Below are 13,383 nucleotides of genomic sequence, written 5' to 3' on the forward strand. Positions count from 1 at the left end.
ACACAACAAATCCGATCGAGCGTATGAACAAAGAACTACGCAAACGATTAAAGCCGATGAATAGCCTTACTAATATTGAAGCGGCAGAAAAGATCATTTACCTGCAAGCACTAGATTACAACGAAAAATGGTGTGGCAGAGCCATTCGCGGCTTTGTCGATCCTGATACGAAGGTCGCGTTTGAGCAGATGTACAACGAGCGATATGCGAGAGGGGCAGACTAAGATCTTTAATCTCCCGCGCCTGCGCTTGGGCTACGCCCTCCAACCGAACAAACATCATATTCTTTATCCATCGTCCCGATGGATAATCTTACTACACAAACTACTTGACGTCACCCCGTTTTCGCCTCGATTGTGCAATATAACGCTGTGCCACAGCGTTATTTCACCAGCCGCCGGCTTTCGCGCCCGAATAAAGCTGCAGGACAGCTTTATTTCCAACCAATCGGCCGTTTTCGCCTCGATTGTGCAATATAACGCTGTGCCACAGCGTTATTTCACCAGCCGCCCGCTTTCGCGCCCGAATAAAGCTGCAGGACAGCTTTATTCCCATCCATAATTAGTCGAAGTGCCGTCGGTCGCCATCCGTTCGAGCATGAGATCAACACTGCCGCATCCGGCATTGCCGCCAAAGAAAAAAGACGCTTTCGATGAAAGCGTCTTTCTCGTCATTATTCTATGCCATGTTCTGCGCGAATTTTATACATCCCTTGCAGGAGCACTTCGGATGGATCCCGGTTTAGCAAGTGATGCGCAAGCAAGAGGTGGAGAGGAAATGCACAAACATTATTGCCCTCGCGAATAGCCGGGAAACCCGCTTCAAATACAGGACCAATATCCTTATTCCAATCCAGACCCGCATGCACCTTTTCCGGTGCAAATTCCTCTTCTACTGCCGCGATGCAATGCGGAATCACGACTTTGTCGAGCATCGCTTTCGCTTCGTCCTCGCTTGTAGGAGATTTAGGAAGCGGCTTGCCGCCTTCCGTCTTCATCAATTCTACAAAGAAAGAGGAAATCCACAGAGACGGATCGCCGCCCGATTGAAACTTCGCAACAAGCTCGCGAAGAAAAAATCCGCACGTATATCCGTTATTCGATTCATCCTTCACTTCGTAAATAAATATGGGACCGTAAACTTCCTGATTCATGACTTGTCCGTTAACTTCGTCAAAATGCATCTTCAACGCTACGAGGCCATTATGGTAAACAGCCTTAATCAATTCCTGAAACTTCTCTGCGTTTTCGGCTTCTTGTTTGCCGTTTGCTTCCGCGTTTGCGGTCTCATTATTCATCGTCTGCTTCACCCGTTACCAGTATAGCATTAGCTTGTTCCGGCAGTCCAGCAACCGTTTTCAATTTACAATTTTTACTCTTCCCCGACCAAAGCAGGGGGAAAAACCTGTTCAAAGGTCTATTTTGACAACAGCTTTGTTTCGGTATAGTTCTCTTGTAAAGATCATTTAGGAGGTACATTCCATGTCAGAGGCTGTGTTGCAACTTCGCAACCTTACCAAAAAAGCAGGCAATCGCACGATAGTAGACAATTTAACATTTGAAATCCCCGCAGGAGAAGTCTTTGGATTTCTCGGTCCAAACGGCGCAGGCAAAACAACGACGATCCGCATGATCGTCGGACTGATCGCTATGACAAAAGGAGAAGCCATTATTAAAGGCATATCTGTCCGCGATCACTTTGAGCTCGCGATGACTCATGTCGGAGCTATTGTTGAAAATCCGGAAATGTACAAATTTTTAACCGGCTATCAGAACTTGACCCATTTTGCCCGCCGCCATAAGGGCGTTACGAAAGAGCGGATCGACGAAGTCGTTCATATGCTCGGTCTGCAAAACCGCATTCACGAAAAAGTAAAACGCTATTCGCTCGGCATGCGACAGCGGCTTGGCGTCGCGCAAGCCATTCTGCATCGCCCTTCACTGCTTATCCTTGACGAGCCGACAAACGGGCTCGATCCTGCAGGCATTCGCGAGCTGCGGGATTATTTGCGAATGCTTACTCGCGAGGAAGGCATTTCCGTCATCGTCTCCTCTCACTTGCTTGCCGAAATGGAGCTCATGTGCGATCGGGTTGCGATCATTCAGGCCGGCAAGCTTGTCGATATCCGCTCTTTGCAGGAGTCACGCGACCTCGCCGATACGAAAATTTTGATCGAAGCCGATAATCTGGAGGTAGCTCAGCGGCTGCTGTCACAATCGTTTGAGCCGTCAAAGCTGACTATAACGAACAATGGTCTCGAGCTGACGGCCGACAAAGCGGTCATTCCGATTATTGCGAAGCTCCTCGTTAGCGCTGAAATCGAAATCTACGGCATCCATGCCGTACAGAAATCGCTGGAAGAACAATTCCTCGAAATTACGGGAGGTGAGATGGTTGTCTAGTCTGTCCAAACTGATTCAAAACGAAAATATGAAAATTTACCGCCGTCCCCGGACATGGGTGATGATCGGTTTCCTCTTGCTAACCGTTGCGCTGCTAAGCGGGATCATGAAGTGGGATGAAAGTAAAATGGATCTCAACAATTGGGAGCAAGCTCTATCGCAAGAGAACGAACAGTTCCAGCAAGAATTAACTTCGAACAAAGAGCTCGATGCCCAGCAAACGACCTATTTGTCCAATCAAATTAAACTTAATCAATATTACTTAGACAGCGGCATTAATCCGAACGATCTTTCGCTATGGGACCATGTAAACAGCTCCGTCAATTTAACGATGCTTGTCACTCTGTTGACGGTCATTATCGCAGCCGACATGATTGCCGCCGAATTTTCCTGGGGCACGATTAAACTGCTGCTCGTCGGCCCCGCCTCGCGCACGAAAATTATGGCGAGCAAATATATCGCGACGATGGGCTTCGCCTTGCTGCTGCTCGTCATTTGCTTTGCCGCAGCCTTTGCAGCCGGCGGCATTCTCGAAGGCTTCAACAGTGTAAGCCAGCCGCTTGTAACGATCGATGCCGCTGACAGCAGCATTCAAGAAAGCTCGATGATCGTGAACGCTTTGCAAAAATACGGCTTCGCCGTCATCTCGTTAATTATGTATGTAACGATGGCTTTCATGATCTCCGCCGCGTTCCGCAGCACTTCGATGGCGATCGCCTTCTCGCTTCTCTTCATGCTTGTCGGCAATACGCTGACTGCGATTTTGAGCAGCTACAGCTGGGTCAAATATTTGCTTTTCGCCAATATCGATTTGACGCAGTATCTCGACGGCGCCGAACCTCTTCGTCCGGAAATGACGCTGTCCTTCTCGATCCTTATACTGGTCGCCTATTATGCGCTGTTCCAGTTCACAGCTTGGCTTCTCTTCACCAAGCGCGACGTTGCAGCTTAAGCAAACGAAAGAAGCCATGTGCGGGCAGCCCGCACATGGCTTCTTCTTTGCTTTTTACCCAAAGGCTGCGCCGCAGCTTGCGGCGTTTTACGTCCGGCGCATATAAGCGCGAACGGTAAGCGGCGCAAATACAGCGACGATAATAGCCGCACCGATGAGCGAAACAACTAAATCCCAGCCTGCTGTCCCGGTATTGCAAAGCTCACGGACAGCCGTTACCAAATGGGAAATCGGATTGACGTTTACAAACCATTGCAGCCATTTCGGCATCGTTTCAACCGGAACATAGGCATTGGAAAGAAACGTGAGCGGAAATAGAACGAGCATTGAAATACCCTGAACGCTTGAAGCCGTGCGGGAAATGACGCCAAAAAACGCAAAGATCCAGCTAATTGCCCATGAGCAAGCGATAACAAGCAGACCAGCCAGAGCGACACTGCCCAGACCGCCTTCTGGACGCAAGCCCATAATATAGCCCATCGCAAAAGTCAGTACCGTTGCGATCGTATATCGGATCGTATCGGCAAGCAGCGCTCCCGCCAGCGGAGCGATACGCGCGATTGGCAGCGATTTGAACCGGTCGAATACCCCTTTATCCATATCCTCGCGCAACTGGACGCCCGTAACGATCGAGGTCGTAATAACGGTCTGAACAAGGATGCCGGGAATGATGACCGGCAAATAGCTTTTTACATCGCCGGAAATCGCACCGCCAAAAATATAAGTGAACATCAGTGTAAAAATAATCGGCTGAAACGTAACGTCGAACAGCTGCTCCGGCGTGCGTTTTATTTTCAACAGTCCGCGATAGGCCATCGTAAGCGAGTTGCGCAGCGTTTGCCCGAAGCTCGTATAGTTTTTCAATTGCCGCTCACCGGCTAACTTAGTCATTCTGCTCATACTCTCACCGCCTCCAATTGTTTACTTTCCTCCGCACTATCCGAAACGCCATGGCCCGTAATCGTCAGAAACACTTCGTCGAGCGTCGGCTTCTGCACGCTTATTTCTGCCAAGTGAATATTCGCCGAGCGCAAAGCGATAAGCAGATCGGTTACACGGTCCGCATCTGTCATCGGCGCCGTAATTTTGCCCGCTTCTGACGTTAATTGCGACTGAACGTTAAGCACCTGGTCAACGATTCGGCGAGCACCTTGAATATCCAGCGCATCTTGCACTCTTAAATGGAGCGACGAGGTGCCGACGGATTCTTTCAATTCATCCACCGTACCTTCGGCGACAACTTTTCCTCGATCAATTACGGCAACACGATCCGCCAGTTGATCGGCCTCTTCAAGATACTGCGTAGTCAACACTACGGTCGAGCCGGTATTGACCAAACGGCGAATCGTATCCCACATTTGCGACCTTGTGCGCGGGTCAAGCCCGGTCGTCGGCTCATCCAAGAAAATGAGCGGCGGCTGCGCGATCAGACTCGCTGCCAGATCAAGCCGGCGGCGCATGCCGCCGGAGAAATTTTTAAGCGGTTTTTTCGCTGCCTCCGACAATCCGAATTCCTCAAGCAAATCCGCCGCTTTCTTCTTCGCTTCCGCACGGCCGAGCCCCAGCAGCCGGGAGAAAATAATTAAGTTTTCCGTCGCGCTAAGCGACTCGTCGACCGATGCGTATTGGCCGGTTACGCCGATTAATTGGCGAACGATTTGCGATTCCTTCACGACGTCATGGCCGAAAATTTTCGCTGAGCCGCCATCCGGCCGCAGCAGCGTCGCGAGCATGCGAATCGTCGTCGTTTTACCCGCTCCGTTCGGTCCAAGCACGCCATAGATCGAACCGGCGCGCAATTTCAGATTGACGCCGTCCACCGCCCGATTCTCTCCAAAAATTTTAACAAGATCATGTGCTTCAACCGCCCATTCCGCGTGATCCGGCGTTATTATCTTTTTGTTTACAGGGTTCATTTCCATACCTCCATCAACCGTTTATAAAGCGATTCTATTTCACTTTTATAAACTGAGTTTAAACAGCGGATTATTTTTTCGAATCGGTCGGCAGAAGGATTTCAGCCATACAACCAGCGGCGGATATTATTTTGTTGCAATATTGCCAACACCGTTCTGTTTGACGACTCCAATAAAATGTTAGAATGAAGTATCCGATCCCAAATTTCAAATTAGGAGCTAATCTAATGCGGATACATCCTATATCCCTTTTACGTATAACCGGCATTCTAGACGGCGTATCCTTGCTTGTCCTATTGTGTATTGCCATGCCAATGAAATATAAGTGGGGAATCGAAGAAGCGGTAACGATTGTCGGCAGCGTGCACGGCGGCATCTTCATTCTTTACTCGCTTGCCATTGCATACAGCGCCATTCGCGTTCGATGGAGCCTTCTGTGGCCGGCTGCGGCAGCCCTTGCCGCTTTCGTGCCGCTTGGCAACTTTGTGCTGGACTGGCAGCTTAAGAAAGCGCAGACTCGTTACAGCGAACGGCCTTTTGATCGCAGCCTCATCGTTTACAGTATCGTGTTCTTCTCCTTCTTCGATCTGTTCTCGCAGCTGCCGGTCATGAGCACATTTGCTTCCTCCGTCGGCGCCGGCTCGTTTATTGCAGGCTTCGTTATCGGACTGTATTCGTTGACCAATACGCTAGGCAACATTGTATCGGGGATTCTGACCGATAAAGTCGGTCCGTTCAAACTGCTAATGAGCGGATTGCTGTTATCCAGCGCAGCGCTGCTGCTTTATCACTTTGTCGATGAACCCGTCTTGTTGATCGTCGTTCGAATCATTCACGGTTTTGTCGCGGGCTTGATCGTGCCAGCCGCCTTTACGTTCTCGGCAAATACGACGAAAGCGACCGAGCAAGGAAAAAAAGTCGCCTTCACCGGCACATTTGTCGGTTTAGCCGCTATTATCGGCCCCGCTTTCAGCGGCATTATGGCCAGCAGAACTTCCGTTCCGTTTGTTTTTACTTGCGTTGCTATTCTCGGCTTCGCCCTGACGGTGCTGTCCGCTATTTTTCTAAGCCAGAGCAAATTGTCATCCCAACAAAAAAACAAAGCCCGCCGGGAAGTGCAATCCTCCGGCTCAGTGCTCAACGCAAATGTAGCGAAAGCGTATGGAGGAGCTTTCTTCTTAATGTTCTCGCAAGGCGTCATTGCCTACTTGCTGCCGCTGCACGTTCAATCGCTCGGCTATGATTCGCGATTAAGCGGGACGCTGATGAGCACGTTCGGCATCATTGCCGTCCTGCTGTTCGTACTTCCTACCAATCGCATTTTCGATCGGGTGTCTTCGTCCAAAACGATGGCGCTAGGCATGGGATTAATGGGCTTAAGCCAGCTGCTGATCAGTCTGTCAGCTACGACACTCACGCTTTATTTGGTGCTCGGACTGTACGGCGTAGGCTTTGCCTTGCTGTTCCCGTCGATTAATACGATACTGATCAAAGCTACGCCATCGGAGCTCCGCGGCAAAGCTTACGGTTACTTCTACGCCTTCTTCTCCCTAGGCGTTGTCGCCGGCTCTTCATTGCTCGGTTGGCTGCCGTTCAACCATACCGAAGGATTTATTTTCACAGGCATTATTTTATTGCTTTTTGCAACGCTTGCCGCTTTTGTTAAGTCCAAGGAGTCCGCGTTGGCGCACTGATAAAGAGCTATTTGGAAAATTTAACACAGAAAAATCGGTTGATACTAAATCAAACGGGTTCCGTTTTAAGATGCATGAACAAGATTAAAAAGCAGAAAACCCTATACTTATAAGGGTTTTCTGCTTTTTTGTTAATAGTGTTAAGGCTGCGATTGAACTATCGTACCGTTAGCGTAATAAATTTATCTATTTGTCCTACGTTGATTAACCTTTCTTTATCCTTCAAAGAGAAAACTCCAGGCTCCAAACCCTCTAAATTTCCGTATCCACCAATAATATCTTCATCAACTTGATAAATGGAAGCGAATATTTTCTTTCCTGTTTTTTGTTTTTCTTTCAGCAAGTAGGTTGTAATATAAATTTCTTCATTCACATACGGCTTCAAATCAACAACACCTGCGATACTTGGATCCAAGCTTTTTGTCTCTAGCTTTTCTTTACTAATTTTCTCCTCAATATGCCAACCAAACGACTCAAGGTATTCAATAGGATTAACATGATTCTGCTCAGTTGTTTCTTTACTGCAACCAATCAGGAACACAATACAAAAAAATACAAATAAAACAATAATTTTCTTAACCGAAATCGGCTCCCTTCATTTTCCAGATAGATTTGAGACGTAAAGATCCACATGAAGGTTGCAGTGTTTCAACTATTCTGCCAGTTGCTTAAATCAACAATGAGCGTTAAAACAGAACATAGTGCAAAAGGAAGAAGAATTTTGAACTAATCGGTATTTTGAATTAAAAAAGACGCGCCAATTGGCACGTCAAACCTATTGTCATTTAAACCTTTTACACCACTACGCTTTTGCCGCATCCAAATACGGATATTCAATCGTATGAGCGGTCGTTTGAGCCGCATCTTGGCCGAGAAGCTTTCCAACCATATAGAGCGCCATATCAATGCCGGCAGATACGCCGGCTGAGGTCATCACGTCTCCGCTGTCGACATAGCGAACGTTCCTCAACACTTCTACCTCAGGGTAGTTGTTCTCTAAGTAATCCAATACGAACCAATTCGTCGTCGCCCTGCGATTCGTCAGAAGGCCTGCTTCAGCAAGCAAAATGGCGCCGGAGCAAATGGAAGCAACCCATTTATTCGAGCGATGCTGCTCGGCGATCCATTGGAGCAGCTCGGGATTGCTGATCCCGCTTTTCACGGCTGTCAGAGGCCCCCCCGGAATAATAACGATGTCGAATTCAGGATGATCGTTAAGACTGTAATCCGGCTGTATTTTCAGTCCGTTATGCGCCGTAATTTGTTGCCCGTATTGCGACAGCGTATAGACGATAAAAGGCTTTTCTTCCTTCGAAATTCGGTTCAAAAGCATTTTCGGCACATCCGCAGGATCATTGACCGTAAGCGAGAACACTTCGAACGGTCCCGAATAATCCAATACATCAACATGATCAAACAACAAAATACCTACGCGACGCTGTTTTTGCATCCTCTATCCCATCCCTTTCATCAGAGACCAATCGGTCTCTTGAGTTCAAAAAAAGAGAGTTTAACAAAAACTCACTTTACGCAGCAACGAATATACTGCACGACTTGCCTATAATAGCTTTTCATAAACTCATTATCGCTGTACAGCCTTCCCATCATAATTGCCCCTTCAAAGGCCGAAGTCAGAAAAACCGAAACGTCCTGAATGTTGAGGTCGTCTTTAAATTCGTTAGACCGTACGCCCTCTTTCAGAATGGCACGGATAAAGGAAAGCCATTCATTCATCGCTTCCCGCGCTTTGCTATTCAAAGGCTGATGCGTGTCATCCGTGTCTACTGCCGTATTGAGCAGCGGGCATCCGCCGTCCAAAGGCGGATTATGGGCCACGTCCATATAAACGGAGAAAACGGAAAGCAGCTTTTCCTCTGCCGTTCGTTTGCCGTAGACCGCAGCGCGAAATGCCGCGCGGAGCACTTCAACGGCATGGTCGAAAGCTTCCAGCGCGAGCTCGTCTTTATTTTTAAAGTGGCGGTAAATCCCTCCTTTTTGCAAACCGGTAGCATCCATGATATGCGACATGGAAGATCCGGTGTAGCCTTGGCGATTAAACAGCACCGCGGATTTGGCAATGATCATCGTTCGCGTATCCTGTCCGTTTCGCATCATGAATTCCTCCTCTTTCCCTTGAGACCGATCAGTCTCTATTATCTTATTGCATAAATTACCAGCTGTCAACTTTATAATTCATTATTGGCATTTGCCCAAACGAAACGCCCGGAAGCGAGCTCCCAGGCGTTATTTCGTCCTATTCTATTCGTCCTCTTATAAGCGTATTAGCGGTTGTAAGAGCGTTCTGTCAAATTCCCATCCTCGCCGCCCGCGATTACATGATCCGTCATGCCGACAAACAAACCGTTCTCCACAACGCCAGGTATCATATTAATTGCGATATTCAGATGCTTCGGATCATGAATCGCCCCAAAATCGCAATCCAAAATTAAATTTCCGTTATCGGTAATAAACGGAGCTTGTCCCGCCATCCGCAAATCGGCACGACAGCCTAGCTCAGCCAATTGCCTTGCCGTTACCTGCCAGCCGAAAGGGACGACTTCGACCGGCAGCAGAAACTTGCCGAGAACCGGCACGATCTTGGAATTGTCGGCAACGACGATAAAGCGCCGCGATACCGCTGCGATCATCTTCTCGCGAAGCAGCGCTCCGCCGCCGCCCTTTATCAAGCAGAAATTGGGATCCACTTCGTCGGCCCCGTCGATTGCCAAGTCGATGCCTTTCGTTTCGGCAAAATCAAGCAACGGTATGCCTAATTCCGTTGCGAGCTTCTCCGTATTTTTAGAAGTAGGCACGCCTTGAATCTGCAGCCCTTCTTGCACCATTTGCCCGAGCTTCATAATCGTCCAGTAAACCGTCGATCCCGTTCCAAGCCCTACGATCATTCCGTCTTCTACATATTGCGCCGCTTTCTCGCCGACTAACTGCTTCGCATTTGTCATCGCTGCTCCATCTCCATCCCATCCTTTTTATCTCAAACAACAATAATCCATTATGAGCGCACTTGATTCGATTGCGCAACTGTCTAATCGTTATTTAGCAATTCGCCTTCCGTTTACTTTGTTATTACTCTCGTTGTTTATGCTTGCAATATACCGGTATTGCCCGGACACATAAATAAGGAGTGGATCTATTCGATATAGTCAACCATCTCACCAGGGCGAATGTGCATGCTGAGTATACAAAAAAACCCGACTTCTCTTCTATAGAGAAATCGGGGTTGTTCGCGAACTTGGACTTCATTGCGCGGTGCATTGCCCTTTAATTGTAAAATAATTTGTATATAGCGACAATTATTTAGTCAATTATTATTTTCACCCTACCAAGGCAGAGTCTCCATCTTGTGAAAAAAACCTCCGGTTGGCCCGTCGCTCGGCAATGTTGCCAAATACACGGCCGTCTCCGCTCCCTCTTCGATTTCCATCACGGCGCCCGGACCGCCCATATCGGTTTTTACCCAGCCCGGATGACAAGCGTTTACTTTCACATTCGTATCTTGAAGCTGAATGGACAGCTGCGCCGTCCAAGCGTTGAGCGCCGCTTTCGAAGTCGTATATCCCGGGGCGGCTGCTCTTGCATAAAATTTATCCGTCATTAACGTTCCCATCGAGCCCAAAATGCTCGATTGATTGACAATGCGTCCTGCAGGACTCGCTTTCAGCAAATCAAGAAGCGATGTCGTTAATGCATACGGACCAAAGAAATTCGTCGTAAAGCTCCGTCGGATGACATCTACGCCATCCCCTTCATGATCTAAATAAGTACCGGCATTGTTTACGAGAATATCCAGCTTCCCATACTCTTCTTGAATTTTCTCCGCTGCGGATCGAATATGCCGGGCATCCGTAACATCAAGTTCAACCGGTATAGCCTCAATTTGTTCCGTCTTCAGCTGAGCTGCCGCCTGTTCAGCCTTGCTGAAGCTTCGCGCACCCAAAAGTACAATCGCGCCTTGCCGCCCCAGCTGTCTTGCGATTTCCAGTCCGATCCCTTTGTTGGCTCCCGTGATCAATGCGATTTTTTTATCCATAAAAAAAGCCTCCTTTTTATACCGATCGGTACATAATGTTTAAAAAAAATCTTACTCCAGAAGAGTAAGTATTTCGGATGCGACATGCTCAACTTGAGGAAGATTCGGCTTCGACTTCATCGATACGGATAGTCCGATTGCGCTAATCGTCAATAACCGCGAAATAGATGCCGGATTCAAATGCTTCGGCAACTCGCCCGACTGAATTCCTCTTTCAATCGTCTTCCGGAACAATTCCGTTAGACTGGCCTGATAATCCGCCGTAATTTGAGCGAAATCAGGCTCGTGCGGAGCCATCTCAACCATCGTATTGACGCATAAGCAGCCATAATCCGGATTGTTTCCGCCAGATCCGTCGATTATGCCCTGAAAATAAGCATGCAGCGACTCTCTCACTGACGGCGCGCTTTGCAGCTTGTTTACCAAATAGGATAAACTTAGCTGCACATACAGCTTCAGCGCCGCCGTAAACAGCTCTTTCTTCCCTCCGAAAGCCGCATACAAGCTTGGACGTTGAATCGCCATCCGATCGGTAAGATCGCTCAGCGAGGTTGCTTCATATCCTTTTTCCCAAAACACTTGCATAGCCGCCGCCAATGCCGCCCGTTCATCAAATTCCCTTGGTCTTACCATCGTCACTTCACTCTTTCTATACTGATCAGTACAAAACCATATTAATACAGTTTCTTCCACGCGTCAAGAGCGGCGGCATAATCATTTCAGCCTTTTGCTTAGCTAGCTGAGCTTGCTAAACTTTTCAATTGCAGACTGCTCCGTAGGCAAGAAAAAGATATGGCTGCCTTTGTTCGTTTCATACATGAAATCTTTCAGGCTCTGGCTTGAATAGCCCGAAAAATCGCCAACGATCGCGGCCTTCATTTGATAGTTCACAAACTTTTGCATGATCTCGCCTGCGATGCGTGTGCTCAGATCAAAGAAAGCCTCGCTGACCAAACCCTTATCTATAATAAAGCGGTCGCCTGACGAATCGCAATATCCTCATGCGGAGGCATATTTTTAGCTGCCGCATCCATCTCTTGGCGAATTTGATCCCATGCTTTGTTTTCAAATCTGCTAGTTTGCTTTAGATGATCTTTAATGGCCTGCAATTGTTCGATACTCGTTTTTTCCAAATAAATCCCTCCTATCGGTTTTCCTATCGCCATCATAAAACCTGTAGGTAAGTACAGAGTCAAGCTATGACTCCATCTTCATCATTTGGAGTATCGCTCGAGTAGCTGGCTGCATGTCCGACTGTTGCAAATCTTTTTTTAGATACTCCAGCATATCCAGCATCATTTCTTTCTTAGCCATTTCGGATCGAATTTTATTTTGTTTCTTTTCGATTACTACAATAAAATCGTCGATCGTAATCGGCTGGCTATTGGGCTTTAGTAACGCTTTTTGTATTTCTTTTAAAGTAAATCCGCATCGTTTGGCGTTATGAATAAACGCCAGCCGTTCCAGCGCCTCCTCTGAATATAGCCGATAGCCGGATTCGGAACGCAATGGAGCAGAGAGAATGCCGAGCTCCTCGTAATATCTCAATGTCTCGATATTTACATTCGCTAATTTTGCGAGCTGGCCGCGTAAGTAACCGCCGGAAGCCACACCTATCATCTCCTTGAGCGAGTATTACAATTTTTTCATCAAAATTATTGCATTAAACTATCAATTATGACACATATATGTAATTATAGCCTCAAGCTCATATCCTCTCCAAATACAATTCAGGAGAAAATCATGATGAAAACAGTTGTTTTTGGCGCCACCGGCTTTATCAGAAGTAATGTTGATGAGCAATTACTAGAAGCAGGACATGAGGTTAAAGCAGTCGTTAGTCGTTCGAGAAGCAATGAGGAGTAAATTTCTTGAGTCGATGAGAGCGGAAGTCGTCCAGGCCGATTTCAATAAAACCGATGCGATTCTCTCGTTATTAAAAGGAACGCATGAAAAACGGGAGCGGCTTCAACAAGTTGAGGTGGAGCTCACTCGAATGCTTATTCAGGCCGCCGCGCAAGCCCCCTACATATTCATTTCAACAAATTTGTTTGCAAAGAGAGCATGTTGTATTAAACGAGGGCAAGCAACTTGGGATCGAAACCATAATCGTAAGGCCGGCAAGCACGATTGGCAGAAGAGATCGAGCCTCTTTCTTTTCTTCTTTTTACAAAGCGCACTTGCACAATAAGTATCCGATGATTGGTTCAGGAGAAGTGCCGGTATCCTTTATCGATACGAGGGATATTGGCAGAGCAATGGAATGGCTCGGTCATTATGAGCTCAAACCAAGTGAAGATGGCATTTATTTGGTGAAAGGCTTCGATACGACATGTTGGTCGAATCATTAACGGTTCCCCGGATTTGGGAT

At 47.6% G+C, this 13,383-nt stretch carries 20 protein-coding genes and 1 pseudogene; 7 read left to right on the forward strand and 14 right to left on the reverse strand.

What is annotated here, in order from left to right; translation table 11 throughout:
- On the forward strand, window positions 1-224 hold a 224-nt coding region (locus GOM71_RS07390; protein WP_173275340.1), incomplete at its 5' end, for a transposase.
- A 163-nt stretch (window positions 225-387) separates the two neighbouring features.
- On the opposite strand, the gene GOM71_RS23785 is transcribed toward GOM71_RS07390, so the two are convergent.
- From GOM71_RS23785 to GOM71_RS07395, 3 genes are read right to left on the reverse strand one after another with little or no spacing between them, the layout of a single operon-like run.
- Window positions 388-555 carry a hypothetical protein gene (locus GOM71_RS23785; protein ID WP_173275343.1) on the reverse strand — a complete coding sequence of 56 codons (168 nt, stop codon included), beginning with the start codon at window positions 553-555 and terminating at the stop codon, window positions 388-390.
- A complete protein-coding gene (locus tag GOM71_RS24690; RefSeq protein ID WP_301539611.1) occupies window positions 546-674 on the reverse strand; it encodes a hypothetical protein in 129 nt (42 codons plus the stop codon). The genes GOM71_RS23785 and GOM71_RS24690 overlap by 10 nt, the downstream gene beginning before the upstream one ends.
- Complete coding sequence (locus tag GOM71_RS07395; RefSeq protein WP_156279362.1) at window positions 674-1,297, reverse strand: hypothetical protein; 624 nt, start codon at window positions 1,295-1,297, stop codon at window positions 674-676. The genes GOM71_RS24690 and GOM71_RS07395 overlap by 1 nt, the downstream gene beginning before the upstream one ends.
- A 184-nt stretch (window positions 1,298-1,481) precedes the next feature.
- On the opposite strand from GOM71_RS07395, the gene GOM71_RS07400 reads away from it, so the two are divergent.
- Together GOM71_RS07400 and GOM71_RS07405 are read left to right on the forward strand one after the other, a co-directional pair.
- Complete coding sequence (locus tag GOM71_RS07400; RefSeq protein WP_156279366.1) at window positions 1,482-2,402, forward strand: ABC transporter ATP-binding protein; 921 nt, start codon at window positions 1,482-1,484, stop codon at window positions 2,400-2,402.
- Window positions 2,395-3,354, forward strand: coding sequence for an ABC transporter permease (locus GOM71_RS07405; RefSeq protein ID WP_156279368.1), 960 nt, complete (start codon window positions 2,395-2,397; stop codon window positions 3,352-3,354). Before GOM71_RS07400 ends, GOM71_RS07405 begins: the two co-directional genes overlap by 8 nt.
- An 87-nt stretch (window positions 3,355-3,441) precedes the next feature.
- Here GOM71_RS07405 and GOM71_RS07410 read toward each other — a convergent pair whose 3' ends face one another.
- Complete coding sequence (locus GOM71_RS07410) at window positions 3,442-4,254, reverse strand: ABC transporter permease (RefSeq protein ID WP_156279370.1); 813 nt, start codon at window positions 4,252-4,254, stop codon at window positions 3,442-3,444.
- Window positions 4,251-5,270 carry an ATP-binding cassette domain-containing protein gene (locus GOM71_RS07415; protein ID WP_156279372.1) on the reverse strand — a complete coding sequence of 340 codons (1,020 nt, stop codon included), beginning with the start codon at window positions 5,268-5,270 and terminating at the stop codon, window positions 4,251-4,253. Before GOM71_RS07415 ends, GOM71_RS07410 begins: the two co-directional genes overlap by 4 nt.
- A gap of 227 nt (window positions 5,271-5,497) precedes the next feature.
- On the opposite strand from GOM71_RS07415, the gene GOM71_RS07420 reads away from it, so the two are divergent.
- Complete coding sequence (locus tag GOM71_RS07420) at window positions 5,498-6,964, forward strand: MFS transporter (protein WP_156279374.1); 1,467 nt, start codon at window positions 5,498-5,500, stop codon at window positions 6,962-6,964.
- A 157-nt stretch (window positions 6,965-7,121) separates the two neighbouring features.
- On the opposite strand, the gene GOM71_RS07425 is transcribed toward GOM71_RS07420, so the two are convergent.
- The 9 genes and pseudogenes from GOM71_RS07425 to GOM71_RS07465 all read right to left on the reverse strand — a co-directional run bounded on the left by GOM71_RS07425 (window position 7,122) and on the right by GOM71_RS07465 (window position 12,623).
- Window positions 7,122-7,505 carry a DUF4830 domain-containing protein gene (locus tag GOM71_RS07425; RefSeq protein WP_156279376.1) on the reverse strand — a complete coding sequence of 128 codons (384 nt, stop codon included), beginning with the start codon at window positions 7,503-7,505 and terminating at the stop codon, window positions 7,122-7,124.
- A gap of 261 nt (window positions 7,506-7,766) precedes the next feature.
- The gene (locus tag GOM71_RS07430; protein ID WP_156279378.1) at window positions 7,767-8,414 is read right to left on the reverse strand and encodes a DJ-1/PfpI family protein; all 648 of its coding nucleotides are present in this window, start codon (window positions 8,412-8,414) and stop codon (window positions 7,767-7,769) included.
- 71 nt (window positions 8,415-8,485) lie between these two features.
- Window positions 8,486-9,076, reverse strand: a complete 591-nt coding sequence (locus tag GOM71_RS07435; RefSeq protein WP_156279721.1) for a TetR/AcrR family transcriptional regulator — start codon at window positions 9,074-9,076, stop codon at window positions 8,486-8,488.
- Between the two features lie 170 nt (window positions 9,077-9,246).
- Window positions 9,247-9,924, reverse strand: a complete 678-nt coding sequence (gene rpiA, locus GOM71_RS07440; protein WP_156279380.1) for a ribose-5-phosphate isomerase RpiA — start codon at window positions 9,922-9,924, stop codon at window positions 9,247-9,249.
- A gap of 377 nt (window positions 9,925-10,301) precedes the next feature.
- Window positions 10,302-11,012 (reverse strand): SDR family oxidoreductase, encoded by a 711-nt coding sequence (locus tag GOM71_RS07445; RefSeq protein WP_156279382.1) that lies wholly within the window; start codon window positions 11,010-11,012, stop codon window positions 10,302-10,304.
- A gap of 51 nt (window positions 11,013-11,063) precedes the next feature.
- Window positions 11,064-11,645 (reverse strand): TetR/AcrR family transcriptional regulator, encoded by a 582-nt coding sequence (locus tag GOM71_RS07450; protein ID WP_156279384.1) that lies wholly within the window; start codon window positions 11,643-11,645, stop codon window positions 11,064-11,066.
- A gap of 102 nt (window positions 11,646-11,747) precedes the next feature.
- A pseudogene (locus tag GOM71_RS07455) lies at window positions 11,748-11,987 on the reverse strand (DUF4180 domain-containing protein); the annotation flags it as partial.
- On the reverse strand, window positions 11,975-12,145 hold the full coding sequence (locus GOM71_RS07460) for a hypothetical protein (RefSeq protein WP_156279388.1): 171 nt from the start codon (window positions 12,143-12,145) through the stop codon (window positions 11,975-11,977). The pseudogene GOM71_RS07455 and the gene GOM71_RS07460, both read right to left, overlap by 13 nt.
- A gap of 64 nt (window positions 12,146-12,209) precedes the next feature.
- A complete protein-coding gene (locus tag GOM71_RS07465) occupies window positions 12,210-12,623 on the reverse strand; it encodes a MerR family transcriptional regulator (RefSeq protein ID WP_367649507.1) in 414 nt (137 codons plus the stop codon).
- A gap of 132 nt (window positions 12,624-12,755) precedes the next feature.
- On the opposite strand from GOM71_RS07465, the gene GOM71_RS24695 reads away from it, so the two are divergent.
- The 3 genes from GOM71_RS24695 to GOM71_RS23800 are packed head-to-tail and all read left to right on the forward strand — an operon-like array spanning window position 12,756 to window position 13,363.
- Entirely contained in the window at window positions 12,756-12,878 is a 123-nt protein-coding gene (locus GOM71_RS24695; RefSeq protein ID WP_301539612.1) for a hypothetical protein, read from the forward strand.
- A gap of 13 nt (window positions 12,879-12,891) precedes the next feature.
- Window positions 12,892-13,203 carry a hypothetical protein gene (locus GOM71_RS23795; RefSeq protein WP_173275350.1) on the forward strand — a complete coding sequence of 104 codons (312 nt, stop codon included), beginning with the start codon at window positions 12,892-12,894 and terminating at the stop codon, window positions 13,201-13,203.
- A gap of 7 nt (window positions 13,204-13,210) precedes the next feature.
- Window positions 13,211-13,363, forward strand: coding sequence for a hypothetical protein (locus GOM71_RS23800; RefSeq protein ID WP_173275353.1), 153 nt, complete (start codon window positions 13,211-13,213; stop codon window positions 13,361-13,363).
- The last annotated feature ends 20 nt before the right edge of the window (window positions 13,364-13,383 follow it).

The sequence above is a fragment of the Paenibacillus sp. NEAU-GSW1 genome (assembly GCF_009737085.1).
GTDB lineage: Bacteria > Bacillota > Bacilli > Paenibacillales > Paenibacillaceae > Pristimantibacillus.

Excerpts from the sequence above, each read along its gene's own strand:
- GOM71_RS07420 (WP_156279374.1), top strand. The coding sequence starts at position 5,498 with ATGCGGATACATCCTATATCCCTTTTACGTATAACCGGCATTCTAGAC.
- GOM71_RS07415 (WP_156279372.1), bottom strand. The coding sequence starts at position 5,270 with ATGAACCCTGTAAACAAAAAGATAATAACGCCGGATCACGCGGAATGG.
- GOM71_RS07400 (WP_156279366.1), top strand. The coding sequence starts at position 1,482 with ATGTCAGAGGCTGTGTTGCAACTTCGCAACCTTACCAAAAAAGCAGGC.
- GOM71_RS07395 (WP_156279362.1), bottom strand. The coding sequence starts at position 1,297 with ATGAATAATGAGACCGCAAACGCGGAAGCAAACGGCAAACAAGAAGCC.
- GOM71_RS23785 (WP_173275343.1), bottom strand. The coding sequence starts at position 555 with ATGGGAATAAAGCTGTCCTGCAGCTTTATTCGGGCGCGAAAGCGGGCG.
- GOM71_RS07450 (WP_156279384.1), bottom strand. The coding sequence starts at position 11,645 with ATGGTAAGACCAAGGGAATTTGATGAACGGGCGGCATTGGCGGCGGCT.
- GOM71_RS23795 (WP_173275350.1), top strand. The coding sequence starts at position 12,892 with ATGAGAGCGGAAGTCGTCCAGGCCGATTTCAATAAAACCGATGCGATT.
- GOM71_RS07410 (WP_156279370.1), bottom strand. The coding sequence starts at position 4,254 with ATGAGCAGAATGACTAAGTTAGCCGGTGAGCGGCAATTGAAAAACTAT.
- GOM71_RS23800 (WP_173275353.1), top strand. The coding sequence starts at position 13,211 with ATGATTGGTTCAGGAGAAGTGCCGGTATCCTTTATCGATACGAGGGAT.
- GOM71_RS07435 (WP_156279721.1), bottom strand. The coding sequence starts at position 9,076 with ATGCGAAACGGACAGGATACGCGAACGATGATCATTGCCAAATCCGCG.
- GOM71_RS24695 (WP_301539612.1), top strand. The coding sequence starts at position 12,756 with ATGATGAAAACAGTTGTTTTTGGCGCCACCGGCTTTATCAGAAGTAAT.
- rpiA (WP_156279380.1), bottom strand. The coding sequence starts at position 9,924 with ATGACAAATGCGAAGCAGTTAGTCGGCGAGAAAGCGGCGCAATATGTA.
- GOM71_RS07445 (WP_156279382.1), bottom strand. The coding sequence starts at position 11,012 with ATGGATAAAAAAATCGCATTGATCACGGGAGCCAACAAAGGGATCGGA.
- GOM71_RS07430 (WP_156279378.1), bottom strand. The coding sequence starts at position 8,414 with ATGCAAAAACAGCGTCGCGTAGGTATTTTGTTGTTTGATCATGTTGAT.
- GOM71_RS24690 (WP_301539611.1), bottom strand. The coding sequence starts at position 674 with ATGACGAGAAAGACGCTTTCATCGAAAGCGTCTTTTTTCTTTGGCGGC.